The sequence below is a fragment of the Marinobacter guineae genome, assembly GCF_002744735.1.
Taxonomy (GTDB): Bacteria; Pseudomonadota; Gammaproteobacteria; order Pseudomonadales; family Oleiphilaceae; genus Marinobacter; species Marinobacter guineae.
The window spans coordinates 848,479-862,947 of record NZ_KZ319339.1 but is presented as its reverse complement, the minus strand read 5'-3'; the positions used below and the strand labels follow the sequence as shown (position 1 = coordinate 862,947).

General features: G+C 58.1%; 13 protein-coding genes. 9 read left to right on the top strand and 4 right to left on the bottom strand.

Annotated features, from left to right (window positions below; translation table 11 throughout):
• Positions 1–81: 81 nt before the first annotated feature.
• Entirely contained in the window at positions 82–1,110 is a 1,029-nt protein-coding gene (locus tag CLH62_RS03935) for an AraC family transcriptional regulator (protein WP_099616818.1), read from the bottom strand.
• Between the two features lie 369 nt (positions 1,111–1,479).
• Positions 1,480–2,451, bottom strand: coding sequence for a response regulator (locus CLH62_RS03930; protein ID WP_099616817.1), 972 nt, complete (start codon positions 2,449–2,451; stop codon positions 1,480–1,482).
• A gap of 112 nt (positions 2,452–2,563) precedes the next feature.
• On the opposite strand from CLH62_RS03930, the gene CLH62_RS03925 reads away from it, so the two are divergent.
• The 3 genes from CLH62_RS03925 (at position 2,564) to CLH62_RS03915 (ending at position 4,804) form a co-directional block, all read left to right on the top strand.
• On the top strand, positions 2,564–3,046 hold the full coding sequence (locus CLH62_RS03925; protein ID WP_099616816.1) for a YajQ family cyclic di-GMP-binding protein: 483 nt from the start codon (positions 2,564–2,566) through the stop codon (positions 3,044–3,046).
• 78 nt (positions 3,047–3,124) lie between these two features.
• Complete coding sequence (locus CLH62_RS03920; protein WP_211285640.1) at positions 3,125–4,459, top strand: AmpG family muropeptide MFS transporter; 1,335 nt, start codon at positions 3,125–3,127, stop codon at positions 4,457–4,459.
• Positions 4,460–4,492: 33 nt separating this feature from the next.
• Positions 4,493–4,804 (top strand): MGMT family protein, encoded by a 312-nt coding sequence (locus CLH62_RS03915; protein WP_099616815.1) that lies wholly within the window; start codon positions 4,493–4,495, stop codon positions 4,802–4,804.
• A 73-nt stretch (positions 4,805–4,877) separates the two neighbouring features.
• Here CLH62_RS03915 and CLH62_RS03910 read toward each other — a convergent pair whose 3' ends face one another.
• The gene (locus CLH62_RS03910) at positions 4,878–5,639 is read right to left on the bottom strand and encodes an SDR family oxidoreductase (protein ID WP_099616814.1); all 762 of its coding nucleotides are present in this window, start codon (positions 5,637–5,639) and stop codon (positions 4,878–4,880) included.
• Between the two features lie 282 nt (positions 5,640–5,921).
• Between CLH62_RS03910 and CLH62_RS03905 the strand changes: the two genes are divergently transcribed.
• The 6 genes from CLH62_RS03905 to gspD all read left to right on the top strand — a co-directional run bounded on the left by CLH62_RS03905 (position 5,922) and on the right by gspD (position 12,461).
• Positions 5,922–6,470: an FxsA family protein gene (locus CLH62_RS03905; RefSeq protein ID WP_099616813.1), complete on the top strand. Its 549-nt coding sequence runs from the start codon at positions 5,922–5,924 to the stop codon at positions 6,468–6,470.
• Positions 6,471–6,663: 193 nt separating this feature from the next.
• The gene (gene groES / locus CLH62_RS03900; RefSeq protein WP_011785505.1) at positions 6,664–6,951 is read left to right on the top strand and encodes a co-chaperone GroES; all 288 of its coding nucleotides are present in this window, start codon (positions 6,664–6,666) and stop codon (positions 6,949–6,951) included.
• 78 nt (positions 6,952–7,029) lie between these two features.
• On the top strand, positions 7,030–8,682 hold the full coding sequence (gene groL, locus CLH62_RS03895; RefSeq protein ID WP_099616812.1) for a chaperonin GroEL: 1,653 nt from the start codon (positions 7,030–7,032) through the stop codon (positions 8,680–8,682).
• Between the two features lie 134 nt (positions 8,683–8,816).
• A complete protein-coding gene (gene gspN, locus CLH62_RS03890) occupies positions 8,817–9,617 on the top strand; it encodes a type II secretion system protein N (protein ID WP_099616811.1) in 801 nt (266 codons plus the stop codon).
• A 1-nt stretch (position 9,618) separates the two neighbouring features.
• On the top strand, positions 9,619–10,473 hold the full coding sequence (locus CLH62_RS03885) for a type II secretion system protein N (RefSeq protein WP_099616810.1): 855 nt from the start codon (positions 9,619–9,621) through the stop codon (positions 10,471–10,473).
• Between the two features lie 32 nt (positions 10,474–10,505).
• Positions 10,506–12,461 carry a type II secretion system secretin GspD gene (gene gspD / locus CLH62_RS03880; RefSeq protein WP_099616809.1) on the top strand — a complete coding sequence of 652 codons (1,956 nt, stop codon included), beginning with the start codon at positions 10,506–10,508 and terminating at the stop codon, positions 12,459–12,461.
• A 5-nt stretch (positions 12,462–12,466) separates the two neighbouring features.
• Here the strand turns inward: gspD and CLH62_RS03875 are convergent, their stop codons facing one another.
• Positions 12,467–14,464, bottom strand: a complete 1,998-nt coding sequence (locus CLH62_RS03875) for a M48 family metallopeptidase (protein WP_099616808.1) — start codon at positions 14,462–14,464, stop codon at positions 12,467–12,469.
• Between the last annotated feature and the right edge of the window lie 5 nt (positions 14,465–14,469).

Here is a 14,469-nt window from a genome sequence, read left to right as displayed (position 1 = left end):
GCGCTTTTCAGGACACGCTACGAGCACATCCTTGTGCGCTTGACGTTGGCCATCCTTGGCCAACGACAGTCCTGAAAAGCGCTACCTGCCTGGCTTTTCTGACTGGCGAAATTCGCCGGGCGTCTTCCCCGTTACCGCCTTGAACTTCCTGTGAAACGACGTGGTTTCACTGTATCCCAGCCTGAGTGCAATATCCGGAATGGCCAGCTCGCTGTTGCAGAGGTAGTCCTCGGCCATTTTTTGCCGCACTTCATCCAGCAGTTTCTGGTAAGACACGCCTTCCTGGCTCAGTTTCCGCTGTAGCGTGCGGCTGGTCATTCCCAGGTCTTCTGCGACCATATCCTGCCGTGTAATGCCGTGCATCAGTTGCTGCTGGATGCTATGCCGCACCCGTGAGGTCAGGTCACTGTCGGTATCCAGAGACGCCAGCTGGCTCAGGGCATGGGCTTCGAGGGTTTTGCGGAGTAGGGGGTCTGGTTGCCTCAGGCGGGTTTCCAGGAGGGTCTTTTTTAGGGTAATGCTGTCTTCGTCGGCAGAAAAGGTGACCGGGCACTGCCATCGTTGTTGATAGGCCCGCTCAAACGCCGGGCCGGGCGAGGTGCGGCGTAGTTTTGCTGAGCTGGGTGACGCCTTCTGATCATCCGCCAACCAGCGCGCATAGTTCACCCAGGAGGCAAAGACGTTATCCACCAGCTGTGGCCGGACGACGGGATCGGTGTAATTGCAGTTCCAGCTCAGTTTGATGTCGTCACCTTTCATGGCGAGGCTGGTGGTGCCCATATCTCCGACGAGTTTTTCGAACGGCGCAATGCGTGCTACCGCCTCGCCCAGGGTGGCGCAGCTCATGGTGATGTAGCCAAGTACACTGTAAGAGCCTGGCTGAACAAAGTCGCCGGTTTCCAGGCCCAGAATTGGGTTTGCGGTTTGCTCGCACAATAAACGGATAAAATGCTGGAACTGCTCGCCGTTGATGCGGCCGTCGTCGGTATCGAGGATAGTCGGATTCAGTTCGGCTTTGTGGAAAAGCAGATTGATGTCCACTCCGGCGGATTCGGCAGCGCGAACGTATTGGCGCAGAGCGGCTACTGAGGCGGTTCCAAGGGTTTTCATGGTTACAGCACTGTTTTTGGAGTCGTTATAGGCGGAGTATAACGGAACTTGTGCAGAAGAGTCTGAGCGGCGGGTTGGAAAAATAAGTGGTAAAAATAAAAAGGCCAGCTAGAAAGCTGGCCTGAAAAACAAGGAAAGAACGAAATTGCCTGAAAAATTCGTTAATTCTGTGGATCAACCTTCCCATAGTGCGGCGGAGGTACTGCACGGCTCCCCCGCCATGGGTGGATACTGCTTGAATCCACAATTGCAGAATAGGGCTTTCGCCTCTGGCTGTCTGTTTGTGAAGTGTGTATCAGTGTTACCGAATGTGATGGGGCGGTGCTGGGTGCGAGTGTCGAATTAGCGCAGCGTAATCCGACAAAATCGTCAGGCCGTTGCACTGACATCCGGCGCGGTTTCGGTAAACCGGCGGGTATCATAGGCATCCACCAACCCCTGAACCGCGGCCCGCTCCATATCCTGTATTGAGGGTGTGCCGTTTTGGGCGTCCGCCTTGCACAGCACCATGCCTGCCTCGACGGAAATATAACCGGCGGTGGTTTTCAGGGCTTTGTGGTTGATGCCGTCGAACACGCGCCGGAACGCGGTGGTGGTGCAATGGTCACTGTTCGGAAAATACGCGATGAGGGCGTACTGGTTGTCGCCCACTCGGCACAGGGCGTCGATCGGGCGGATCAGGGTGCTCAGCCGGCGGGCGATGCCGATGGCGAGTTCACTCATTACCGTGGGCGGGTATTTGCGTTTCAGCTCCTGCCAGTTCCGGATGCCGCACAACACGTATGCGGAACAGCCGCCACGGGATTCGGCGTGGCGCAGCATTTTGGTCAGCCGCTCCCGACCGTATTTGCTGTTGCAGAGGCCGGTTTCCAGATCGATGATGTTGGTGGATTCCAGCTCCCGGTTGTTCTCGATAAGCAGGGAGTTGGCCCGCAGCAGGGTGTTCTGCCGGTCTGCCATTCGATCTGCCGCAAAAATGCGGGGGATCAGCTGTTTGGTCATGTCGGACTTGTAGATGAAGTCATCCACGCCGCGGTCGAAGGCTTCTGAGAGTGCTTCTACGCTTTCCCGGGCGGTGAGCAGGATTACATAGGTATAGTGGTTGTTCTGCTCGTCCTGCTGGCGAACCTGGTCGGTCAGTTCCAGCCCATCCATTTCCGGCATCAGCCAGTCGGCGATCAGTACGCTCACCGGTCGCTGTTCAATCAGCTCAAGGGCTTCCGGTGCATTGTTGACGATGCGTACGTCGCGATACCCGGCCTTTCGCAGGGTGCGTCCAACAACCATACTGCTGAATTTCGCGTCGTCTACTACGAGTATGGGAAGGTCCAGATTCGGCATTGTTATCTTCTTTTTACCAGTCCATTGTCAGATGCGGGAGTTGCCGGGGGTTGGTATCATCCCCTGCAAATTGAAGAAGTATACCTGCTTACCCTGTTGGAGAATAACGACCATGCCGTCTTTTGACATTGTTTCAGAAATTGATATGCACGAAGTCACCAATGCGGTGGATCAGGCCAGGAAAGACCTGGCCACCCGCTGGGATTTCAAGAACGTGGAAGCGAATATCGAGCACGATGACAAGGGCATTACCATCAGTGCGGAGCAGGAGTTTCAGCTGGAACAGCTGATGGACATGCTGCGAATGGCCTTCGCCAAGCGCAAAATCGACGCCCGGGCCTTGTCTGAAGACGGTGAAAGCAAATCCGGCAAGCTGGTAAAACAGCATCTGCTGCTGAAGCAGGGTATTGAAACCGATATGGCGAAGAAGATCGTGAAGATGATCAAGGACGCCAAACTGAAAGTGCAGGCCAGCATCCAGGGTGACAAGGTTCGGGTAACCGGCAAGAAGCGGGATGATCTGCAAACCGCCATTGCCATGCTCCGCGAAACCGAGCTGGATATCCCGCTGCAGTTCAACAATTTTCGCGACTGACCCGGAGGCTTCACCATCGTAAACGGCACCCGCCTGACCCTGATCCGGGACACGCTCTACACCTACACCCGCTGGCAGGTGATTGCCCTGCTGTTCCTGGGCTTTTCCGCCGGTTTGCCGTTTTTGCTGGTGTTTTCCACCCTGAACGCCCGGTTGGCGGATGTGGGGGTGGAAACGGCCACCATTGGGTTCTTCAGTTGGCTCGGAATTACTTATTCCATCAAGGTGTTCTGGGCCCCGGTGGTGGATCGCCTGAAACTGCCATTGCTGGACCGGCTGTTAGGCAAACGCCGGAGCTGGATTATTTTCGCGCAGGTTGGCATCGCTACGGGCCTATACCTGATGGCCCATGTGGACGCCATCGCTGCGCCGGAAATGATGGCCCTTTGTGGATTGCTGGTGGCATTCTCCTCCGCCACCCAGGATGTGGCCATTGATGCCTACCGCATTGAGATTGCCGAGGAGCGTCTCCAGGCGGCCCTGGCGGCTACCTATATCTTTGGCTATCGGTTGGCCCTGCTGGTGGCCGGTGCCGGCGCTCTTTACCTGGCCGAGTTCTGGTCCTGGCGGGTGTCCTATGAGGTGATGGCGGCTCTGGTGGGCGTTGGCGCGCTGACAGTTCTGATTGTGCGTGAGCCCCGGGTGAACCACTTTGTCGCGGCTCAGGACATTGCCCACAAGATTGAGCAGGAAGCCAGCAAGCGAACCCATCTCAATCCACGGCTGGCGCGGCTGATTGGCTGGTTCTATGCTGCCGTTGCCGGTCCGTTTCTGGATTTCTTCCGCCGCTACAAGGAACTGTCCATCGCCATCCTTTTGATGGTGGCGGTGTACCGGATTGCGGACATTGCCATGGGGGTGATGGCCAATCCGTTCTATCTGGATTTCATGGGTTTCAGCAAAACCGAGGTCGCGGACGTTACCAAGATTTTCGGTTTCTTCATGACCATCGCGGGTTCACTGATGGGGGGCGTGATGGTGGTTCGCTATGGCGTGCGGCGCATTCTGTTGCTGGGCGCCATCATGACAGCGGCCACCAACCTTTTGTTCGTTCTGCTGGCTCAGTATCCGCCCAATCTGGTTACGCTGGCGGCGGTGGTCAGTGCCGATAACCTGAGTGGCGGTATTGCCAATGTGGCGTTGATTGCCTGGCTATCGAGCATGACCAGTGCCTCGTTTACGGCGACTCAGTACGCGCTGTTCAGCTCCCTGATGACCTTGCCGGGTAAGTTTCTCGGTGGGTTCTCCGGCATTGTGGTAGCCGGGTTCGGTTATGCGGAGTTCTTCCTGGTCTCTGCGATTATGGGCGTGCCGGCGGTTCTGTTGGCCATGTTCATGATCCGCCAGGGCAAGCGCCTGGATGCTTTGGCGCCGCAGCATGAGCAGGGGTCAGATGAAGATGGGGTCAGATGAAAAGTTCATCCGACCCCGATTTCAGGAGGCGAGATGTCCGAACCCACCAAAGACCAGAAAATCTGGCAAGTCGTTCTGGCGGTTCCTGAGGGCAGGGTGGTCAGTTACGGTCAGGTTGCAGAAATGGCCGGCCTTGGCCGACAGGCTCGTTACATAGGCCGGGCTTTGGGCAAGTTGCCTGCCGGCCATTCGGTGCCTTGGTTCCGGGTTATCCGCAGCAACGGCCAGATCGCCTTCCCCGAAGGCTCCCATGCCTACGAAACTCAGGTTGGCAGACTGAAGCGTGAGGGCGTAGAGGTCACCAACGGTCGCGTCCCAATGCGTCGATTCCAATGGCAACCGTAGGTCGGATCAGGCTCAAAGAGTCGTAATCCGACAAGGAGATCTTCAGCACGAGGCTGAGACCCCGAGTGCATTGTCAGAGCCTGAGAGCCCCATCCACCTCAATCACCCGCCCGGACACATAGTCGTTCTCAAAGATAAACGCCGCCGCTGAGGCGATTTCTTCTGGCTTGCCCATGCGTTTGAGGGGGATGCTGGCGGTCATTTTTTCCAGGGCTTCCGGTTTCATGGAGGCGGTCATTTCGGTTTCGATGAAACCCGGAGCGATGCCGGCGCAGCGAATGCCGTAGCGGGCCAGTTCCTTGGCCCAGACCGGAACCAGGGCGGAGACGCCGGCCTTGGCGGCGGAATAATTGCTCTGCCCCATGTTGCCGGCGCGGGAGATGGAGGCGATGTTGATGATTACTCCCCGGTCGTCGTTCCTGATCATCTGGGTGGCGGCTTCGCGGCCGCAGAGGAATACGCCGGTGAGGTTGACGTCAATAACGGCCTGCCACTGGGACAGTTCCATGCGGCGCTCGACTTTGCCGTCTTTCACTTTGACCAGCAGGCCGTCCCGGAGGATGCCGGCATTGTTCACCAGGCCATTGAGATGGCCAAAATCTTTGACGATGGCGTCAAAGGTTTTTTCAACGTCTTCTTCCTTGGCGACGTTGCAGACGTAGCGTCTGGCGTCTGAACCGGCGGCTTTGCAGGCGGCGACGGCTTCGTCCAGTTTGTCCGGCATCAGGTCAATGAGCGCTATTTTTGCGCCTTTGGCGGCAAGATATTCGGCCATGGCACGGCCCAGACCCTGGCCGCCGCCGGTAATTGCAATCACGGAATCTTGAAGTTTCATGTTTTGCCCTAACTACTGTAATCAGGTGGTTGATGGTTGCTATGCGTCTGACTGACCTCTGCCTTCCAGGCTTGGGTGCAGGCACCAGTGACACCGGGCCTCCGTGGAACCGCTGCGAGTACGTCCATGTACGCTTGTTTCCGGCCATCCCTGGCCTCCAACATTCCACGGAGGCCCGGTGCCACTGGTGCGACGAGCCATGTGAGTGGCTTCTTGTTAAAAACTGAAGGGCTGCGAGTATACCAGACCTTCTGAAATTCCTATTCAGACCGCGAGGGCCTGATGTCTGTGTTCCTGTTTCTATTTATTATCATGCCGATCGCCGAGATGGCGGTGTTGATCAAGGTTGGCGGCATGATTGGTGTTTTAAACACCGTCGGGCTGGTGTTACTGACCGCTGTTATCGGTGCCTGGCTTTTGCGCCAGCAGGGTCTGGCAACATTGCTGAGGGCCAATCAGCGGCTGAACAGTGGTGAACTGCCCGCCAAAGAGGTTGCCGAGGGGCTGATCCTCGCCGTTGGTGGTGCCTTGTTGCTGACTCCGGGCTTTATTACCGATACCGTTGGTTTCTTATGCCTGATTCCGGGAACCCGTCACTGGCTTGCTGCCCAGGCTCTCAAGCGCATGGTCGTGGCTGGTCAGAGCCGGAGCCAGAGCTTCTTTTTCCGCGCTGGCGGGGGCTCGAATCCGTTCGGTCAGGATCCGTTTGGTGGTCGGGAGAATCCCTTTGGCAGCCAGCGGCCGTTTGACCGGGATAGCAATGGCGACATTATCGAAGGTGAATTCCGGGACGAAACGGAATCCGATCGTGATCGCATCGAAAAAAAGTGAAAAATTTTTGTCTTGGGGTGTTGAAAACCCCTACCTGCTACCCCAAATAGGTATCACAAGTTCGCTGCGGGCTGATTTCCACTGAAAACAGTTGGTTATCAAGCCGGGCAATTTGTCGGGTTACGCTTCGCTAATCCGACCTACATCAACAATGTCATTGCCACATCAATCTGGCTATTGGAGAAATCGAGCGATGAAAATTCGTCCGTTACACGATCGTGTTGTCGTGCGCCGTAAGGAAGAAGAAGAGAAAACTGCAGGTGGCATCGTGCTGCCGGGCAACGCCAAGGAAAAGCCGTCCCAGGGTGAGGTAATTGCCGTGGGCAATGGCCGTATCCTCGATAACGGCGAAACCCGTGCACTGGCGGTCAAGGTTGGTGACACCGTGGTTTTCGGTCAGTACGCCGGTAATACCGTAAAGGTTGACGGTGAAGAGCTCCTGATTATGAGCGAGAACGACATCTACGGCGTGCTTGAGTGATCGCGGAAGCGACCGGCACGAACTCTTATTATTCCGATTGATTCAACGAATTCGGTTTAACGAACAGGAATTGAAGACATGGCAGCAAAAGACGTTAGATTCGGTGACAGCGCCCGTAAACGTATGGTTCAGGGCGTTAACGTTCTGGCAGACGCAGTAAAGGTAACCCTGGGCCCGAAAGGCCGCAACGTGGTTCTCGACAAGTCCTTTGGCGCACCGACCGTCACCAAGGACGGCGTATCCGTCGCCAAGGAAATCGAGCTGAAAGACAAGTTCGAAAACATGGGTGCCCAGATGGTCAAGGAAGTTGCTTCCCAGACCAACGACACCGCGGGTGATGGCACTACCACTGCGACCGTTCTGGCGCAGGCTATCGTTCGGGAAGGCATCAAGGCCGTTACTGCCGGCATGAATCCGATGGACCTCAAGCGGGGTATCGACAAGGCTACTATCGCCGCAGTGCAGGCCATCCGTGACCTGTCCAAGCCCTGTGACGACAACCGCAACATCGCCCAGGTAGGCACCATTTCCGCCAACGGCGACGAGACCATTGGTCAGCTTATCGCAGATGCGATGGAAAAAGTCGGCAAGGAAGGTGTCATTACCGTTGAGGAAGGCCGTGGCCTGGAAGACGAGCTGGACGTGGTTGAAGGTATGCAGTTCGACCGTGGCTTCCTGTCCCCGTACTTCATCAACAACCAGGACAACATGTCTGCCGAACTGGATGACCCGTACATCCTGCTGGTCGACAAAAAGATCTCCAACATCCGCGAACTGCTACCGGTGCTGGAATCTGTCGCCAAGGCTGGCAAGCCGCTGATGATCATCGCCGAAGATATTGAAGGCGAAGCGCTGGCGACTCTGGTTGTCAACAACATGCGCGGCATTGTGAAAGTGGCTGCCGTCAAGGCGCCTGGTTTCGGTGACCGTCGTAAGGAAATGCTGCAGGACATCGCCATCTTGAGCGGTGGTACCGTGATTTCTGAAGAGGTTGGCCTGACTCTGGAGAACACCACTCTGGACGATCTGGGTACTGCCAAGCGGATCAACATTACCAAGGAAAACACCACCATCATTGATGGCGCTGGTGCCCAGGGTGATATCGAGGCCCGCGTTGAGCAGATCCGCAAGCAGATCGAAGACAGCTCTTCCGATTACGATAAGGAAAAGCTGCAGGAGCGTGTGGCCAAGCTGGCTGGCGGTGTTGCCGTCATCAAGGTTGGTGCCGGTTCCGAAGTTGAGATGAAAGAGAAGAAAGCCCGCGTTGAAGACGCTCTGCACTCCACCCGCGCCGCGGTTGAAGAGGGCGTTGTGCCGGGCGGCGGTGTTACCCTGATCCGCGCAATTGCGGCCCTGGAGAAGGTAGAAACCATCAACGAAGAGCAGAAGGCTGGCGTGAACATCCTGCGCCGCGCCATGGAAGCTCCGCTGCGCCAGATCGTAACCAATGCCGGTGGTGAAGCCTCCGTTGTGGTGAACAAGATCCTGGAGGGCGAAGGTGCCTATGGCTACAACGCCTCTACCGAAGAGTTCGGTGACATGCTGGAAATGGGTATTCTCGACCCGGCCAAAGTTACCCGTTCCGCGCTGCAGGCTGCCGCTTCCGTTGCGTCCCTGATCATCACCACCGAGGCGATGATTGCAGACGAGCCGGAAGACGAGAAAGCCGGCGGCGGTATGCCGGACATGGGTGGTATGGGCGGAATGGGAGGCATGGGCGGCATGATGTAATGCCGGCCTGATCCTGGCCCTTTAAAAACCCCGCGCTGGTTCACACTGGCGCGGGGTTTTTTGTTTTTTTGTCATGAACTTGCGCCATGCCTTTGCTAGACTCGGCTTCCGGTCCATTTTCTGTGTGTAGCTGAATGAGTGACGCTGAACCAAAGTCTTTTCTCCGCCCAGGCAAGGTGTTTTTGCTGCTGTTGTTGGGCGCTCTGGTTTATCTGTTGTCATTGGTGTTTCTGGTACCTGCCGGCTGGGTCTGGCAGCAGGCGTCTGCCCATGTGCCGTTGCCGGCCCAGATCCAGGTCCGGCAGGTGGCCGGACGGCTTTGGGATGGTGAGGCTGGAATGATCGTTGCGGGTTTTCCACTGCGTGTGGACTGGCGCCTGCACCTGCCCTCAGTTACCAGCCTGGAGCTGCCGCTTCGGATTTCCGTGGAATCGTCACAATCTTCGCTGAATGGTGATGTTACGATCGGGTGGCCAGCCAGCGCCCGACTGAATGCGCGCGGGCAAGTGGCGGTTGCTGAATTTGAGGAGCTTATCCGCCAGAGTGGCGGCGCGATAATTGAGGGTGAGGTGATTATCGACCGGCTGGAGATGGCCTGGGCCGACAACCGGATCACCCGGGCTGAAGGCCTCGGGCGCTGGGGTGGTGGGCTGGTTACCTGGCCCATGGGCGATCAGCGGGGCCAGGCTGAATTCCCGCCGATGCAGGCGACGCTGGATACCGTCGATACCAGCCAGGGTGGTGTTGCCCTGGCCGTCGCAGAGCAGGGTGGAGAAGGCCCGGCGGCGGACGCGACGATATCCTGGAACGGGATGATGGAGTTGCGTGTTTACAAACGCATGGTGGATCTGGCTGGCCAGCCCTGGCCGGACTCCGCAAGCCCGGGCGACGTTGTGTTCCGGGTACGGCAGCCGCTTGTTCCGGGGGCACGATAGTATGGCCCTGCTCAGTGGCCAGGCCCAGAGCCGGATTTCCAGGAGTATTGCGAATCTACTGCTGGTGGCGTTGGTGCTCTACCTGGGTGTAGTCTTGGCCCGGATTACCTGGCTGATTGCCTGGGACGACAAGCCAGTTCCCCGGGCACCGGTATCGGAGGGCTCAGGCAGTCTGGCCATGGGTAACCGCGCGACGGACTCCATGGCCATCTACGATTTTTTCGGTCGTTCAGAGCGGGCGATTGAGGTCGCTGAGGCCGATCGCCGTTCGGCACCGGAAACCCGCCTGAGACTTAGGCTCGAAGGCGTGCTGGTTGCGCAGCGTCCGGAGGACTCCGGTGCTATAGTTGCTGGAAGCAATGGTGAAACAGCGTATTACCGGGTGGGAGAGGTGTTGCCCGGTAATGCAGAACTCGCTGAGGTTGAACCGGGGCGTGTACTGATACGCAGGGGCGGGCGTTATGAATCGCTGGCCTTTGAAGAATCGGTGTCTTCGGACCTGGTTGCAGAGGTAGCGGCGGAGCCGGCAGAATCCTCTCCCGATGCGTTTCTGGCCAACGCCCGTGAACAGATTGATAGCCAGGGCATTGCGGCACTTGCACCCTTTGGACTCAGCCCGGTGGATAACAGCGGCATGTCCGGATATGTGTATGATGGCTCCAACGCCATGCTGAACGCCGTCAACCTGCAGGCCGGTGATGTGGTTACAGCCATCAATGGCCAGCGGTTGGGCAATATTGATCAGGACAAGGCCCTGCTTGAGAACTGGCGTGACCAGTCTCAGTTGGAGATAGAAATCGAGCGTGACGGCTCCATCCTCACCATCAGTTATGCCATACCCGAGCAGTGGCGCTGACCGGGTTCATCGAAACAGGAAGAAATCGCCAGATGTATAACCACAAGACCAATCTGTTACGGGCCATTGCTCTGCTTATTCTGCTGCCAATGATGTCATTGGCGTACGGGCAGGAAGAAACCTGGCGGCTGAACCTGAAGGATGCGGATATCCGTGCCTTTGTCACCCAGGTGGCGGACATTACCGGATACAGCTTTGTGGTGGACCCGAGGGTTAAAGGCAAGGTCACGGTGCTCTCCAGCGCCCCCATGAACAAGGATGAGATTTACGACCTGTTCCTGGCCGTATTGAACGTGCATGGCTTCACCGCCATTCCCGGCGAGGAGGTTATCAAGGTGGTGCAGCAGGTGGATGCCAAGCAGTCCGCCGAAATCCTGACCCGCTTTGAAGAAACGCCCTCAGAACAGCTTATTACCCGGGTCATTCAGATTGATAACGCCAACGCCCTCGAGCTGGTGCCGATTCTTCGGCCGCTGGTCGCGAAGTATGGGCATCTGGCCGGTGTCGCTGCCGCCAACGCGCTGATCATCAGCGATCATTCCTCGAACATCGCGCGTATCGAACAGATTGTCCGGGAACTCGACAGCCCATCGAAATATGAGGTTGAAGTCATCCAGCTCGAGGAAGCCTGGGTGGGGGACATGGTTACACTGCTTCAGGAGCTGGCGCCGGACGAACTTGGCCGGGCCGGCGGTGACAATGCTGCGCGCAAGTACAGTGTTACCGCGGATGAGCGCTCTAACCGGCTGATTCTTCGTGGTGATGAAACGTTCCGCGACAAGATGCGGGGGCTGATCCGGCAACTGGACCAGCCATCCGCGACCGGCGGCACCACCAAGGTTCTCCGCCTGAAGCATGCGGATGCCAAGAATCTGACCGAGATTCTCAAGGGTGTGATGGGTGAGGTGGCGAAAGAAAGTGCCGGTGCGGCAGGTTCCGCATCCGGGGGCGGCACTCCCGGTAATTCCTTCACTGTATTTGCCGATGAGGGCCTGAACGCTCTGGTGGTTCGCGGTGAGCCTTCGTTGATGCAGGAAGCGGAGCAGATTGTGGAAGCCCTGGATGTGCGCCGGGCTCAGGTCATGATTGAGGCGGCCATTGTCGAGATCAGTGATGAAATGGGTCAGGATCTGGGGGTTCAGCTGGCCGCCGGCGACGAGTCGGGCGGTTCCACGCCAGTGCTTGGTACCAGTTTCGGCAATGTCGGGCGAAGCCTGGGGGATGTGTTGACGGCCATCCTGTCTGATACCCCAATTGCCCCGGCCGTAGGCGGGATCACCATCGGCGCCGGTGAACGCAACGAAAATGGCGTGAGCTGGGGGGTGCTGTTGCAGGCACTGTCGACTTCCACGGCGGCGAATCTGTTGTCCACGCCAAGTATCATCACCCTTGATAATCAGGAGTCGGAGATCACCGTGGGCCAGAACGTGCCCTTCCGGACAGGGCAATACACCTCTACCGGCAATAGCGCCACCAATCCATTTACTACCATCGAACGCCGGGATGTGGGCCTCACTCTGAAGGTCACGCCGACCATCAGTGCCGATGGTCTGGTGCGGCTGGTGGTGGAGCAGACCACCGAGAGCGTCGCAGACAGCATTGAGAATGCCTCCGACATCGTGACCAACAAACGTGAAATCAAGACCACTGTTCTGGCTGATGACGGCGAAACCATCGTGCTTGGCGGGTTGATTCGTGAAGATACCCAGGTGACCAGGAGTAAGGTGCCGTTACTCGGGGATATTCCGTTTCTGGGGCGTCTGTTTTCATCGGAAAACACCAGCCGCATCAAGCGTAACCTACTGGTATTCCTGAAGCCTACGATTATGCTGGGCAAGGCGGACGCGGTGGCCGCCACGGAGATCAAATACCGGGCCCTGTGGGAGGTCGACCTTGATGTGCGCAAAAAGCTCGGGCTGCCCGAGGATGGCTCTCAGCCACCCATCGACGCGCTATTCGATGCGGGCAGCAGCCAGCGGGTTCAGTAGGCCGCTCACACCATCAGTGGCGGCATAGGACAATCCATCTGGTCCGCCACAAGCCGCATCAGCTCGTATTCCCGTGTCTCGACCTTGCCATCGTGGGTTATGCAGTGCCCGCAGGCATCAATCACCGCAGGCTTCAGCAAGGGGGACAGGCCGTTCAGGGCAGTCAGGGCTTCCCGTAGCTGGCGCATGGTGACCTTCTCCAGGACCGGCTGGGTTCCGTTCCGGGCATCCATAAAGCCCGCCATGGCTTCCCGGTACAGCGCTTCTGCGTCGGGCTGGGAGGTGGCGCCTGCGCGAGCCAGCAGGCTCAGGAGCCTTTGCAGGGCCGGCAGTACAGGTCTGAAGCTCTTATAGCGAACCGGAACCACTCTGTCTGCCTCGGCGCCGAGGTGCCGGGACAGGAAGCTGGTCAGCGCCAGCTCGAACAGACTGACCCGGTTATCCGCCGCCACCAGTTTCTGAACGTTGGTAATGAGCGTTTCCCGTTCCTCCGGGTCCAGCTTGCGAAGGGCGGGCATGGCCAGTTCAAGGGCCGGGAACCGAACACCCTCGCCAATGGTCTTCAGGGCTGGCAGCAGTTTTTCGAGCAGGTCCGGCTGGCTGCCCAGTACCGGGTGCGAGGGCAGCAGGGTGAGCCTCTGCACCTGCTGTTCCCGGGAGAGTTCGCTGATCAGCATGGCATAGCAAAGTTGCACAGCACCGGCCCGGGTGTACAGGAGATTCCGGAAGGTGGCCGGGAGCCGGCTCAGGAAGCGGAGGGCGAAATCCTCGCTCTGCCGATTGATGGTGCCGACCTGGTCTGAGAACTTGCGGGCCGGTTTGTCCGTCTGATCTGCACGCGAGGCCAGTGGCGATGTTCGCGCGCCCTTTCCAGTGACTGGGCGGAGAATTTCCGACGCTGCCCCGGTGAACCTTGATGCTCCGGCCACAGGTGCCGGGCCTGAACCCCGGTAAAGATCAGCCCCCGGCTCGGTATCCCGGAGCCGACTGCGCAGCCTGGCCAGCATGCCCGGCTGAATTGCGTTAATACGCTCATCAATGGGAGGGTGGGACGCCAACAGGGAGGTGAATTTCATCCGGGCGCTTTCGCCAAAACACATGTGGTTCATGTCGCTGGCGTGGCTGGTGGTGTCCAGATAGCCGCCCTTCAGGCCGATCTTGAACAAAGCGCCGGCAATCCCTTCGGGGTTGCGGGTGAACTGAACCGATGAGGCATCTGCCAGCATTTCCCGTTGCCGCGAGACTGCCGCCTGAATAAGCCGGCCGAAGAAAACACCGACGTAGCCAATCACAAACAGTGCCAGGCCGATAATGCCCATGGCCGCCTGTGCCCGCCCATCCCGGGACCGTCCGACCCGGTGGCCCCGGTAAAACGATGCCCGAAGCAGGAAACCGCCAATCTGACCAATCATCAGAATGCCGGCAAGCAGGGCAATCAGGCGCACGTTCAGGCGCATGTCGCCGTTAAAGATGTGGCTGAACTCGTGGGCTACGACGCCCTGGAGTTCGTCCCGTGACAGCTGGGTAATCGCACCGTGGGTGACCACCATCACTGCTTCGTTGGCTGTATAGCCGGCCACAAAGGCGTTAATGCCGGTTTCCTGCTCCATCACGTAGAGTTCCGGCACTGGAACACCGCTGGCGATGGCCATTTCCTCAACAATATTGCGCAGTTTGCGCTCATCGCTGTCCCGGGTGTCCGGGTCAATTGGCCGCGCGCCCACCATTTTCGCAACCCGGCTGCCGCCGCCGGCGAGATCGATCCAGCGGAGCAGGGATCCGAGACCAATCAATACCACGACGGTTGCGCCAGTTAACAGTCCGTGGTTGGAAAGCAGCCAGTGGTGAAAGGCAAGGCCGGACGATTCGCTGCGGGTCACCAAGTAACCCACCAGACAAACCGCCAGGGTGATAAATGCGACCGCTGTCAGGAACAGGAATACCAGTAGGCTGGTATTGCGCCGGGCATGGGCCTGGCGCTGAAAGAATCCCGGATGAGCCATGCCTC

Bases quoted from the DNA above. Each gene is read 5' to 3' on its own strand.
- CLH62_RS03905 (WP_099616813.1), top strand. From the start codon at position 5,922: ATGTCTGTGTTCCTGTTTCTATTTATTATCATGCCGATCGCCGAGATG.
- CLH62_RS03930 (WP_099616817.1), bottom strand. From the start codon at position 2,451: ATGCCGAATCTGGACCTTCCCATACTCGTAGTAGACGACGCGAAATTC.
- CLH62_RS03875 (WP_099616808.1), bottom strand. From the start codon at position 14,464: ATGGCTCATCCGGGATTCTTTCAGCGCCAGGCCCATGCCCGGCGCAAT.
- CLH62_RS03925 (WP_099616816.1), top strand. From the start codon at position 2,564: ATGCCGTCTTTTGACATTGTTTCAGAAATTGATATGCACGAAGTCACC.
- CLH62_RS03910 (WP_099616814.1), bottom strand. From the start codon at position 5,639: ATGAAACTTCAAGATTCCGTGATTGCAATTACCGGCGGCGGCCAGGGT.
- groES (WP_011785505.1), top strand. From the start codon at position 6,664: ATGAAAATTCGTCCGTTACACGATCGTGTTGTCGTGCGCCGTAAGGAA.
- CLH62_RS03915 (WP_099616815.1), top strand. From the start codon at position 4,493: ATGTCCGAACCCACCAAAGACCAGAAAATCTGGCAAGTCGTTCTGGCG.
- gspD (WP_099616809.1), top strand. From the start codon at position 10,506: ATGTATAACCACAAGACCAATCTGTTACGGGCCATTGCTCTGCTTATT.
- CLH62_RS03885 (WP_099616810.1), top strand. From the start codon at position 9,619: ATGGCCCTGCTCAGTGGCCAGGCCCAGAGCCGGATTTCCAGGAGTATT.
- CLH62_RS03935 (WP_099616818.1), bottom strand. From the start codon at position 1,110: ATGAAAACCCTTGGAACCGCCTCAGTAGCCGCTCTGCGCCAATACGTT.
- gspN (WP_099616811.1), top strand. From the start codon at position 8,817: ATGAGTGACGCTGAACCAAAGTCTTTTCTCCGCCCAGGCAAGGTGTTT.
- groL (WP_099616812.1), top strand. From the start codon at position 7,030: ATGGCAGCAAAAGACGTTAGATTCGGTGACAGCGCCCGTAAACGTATG.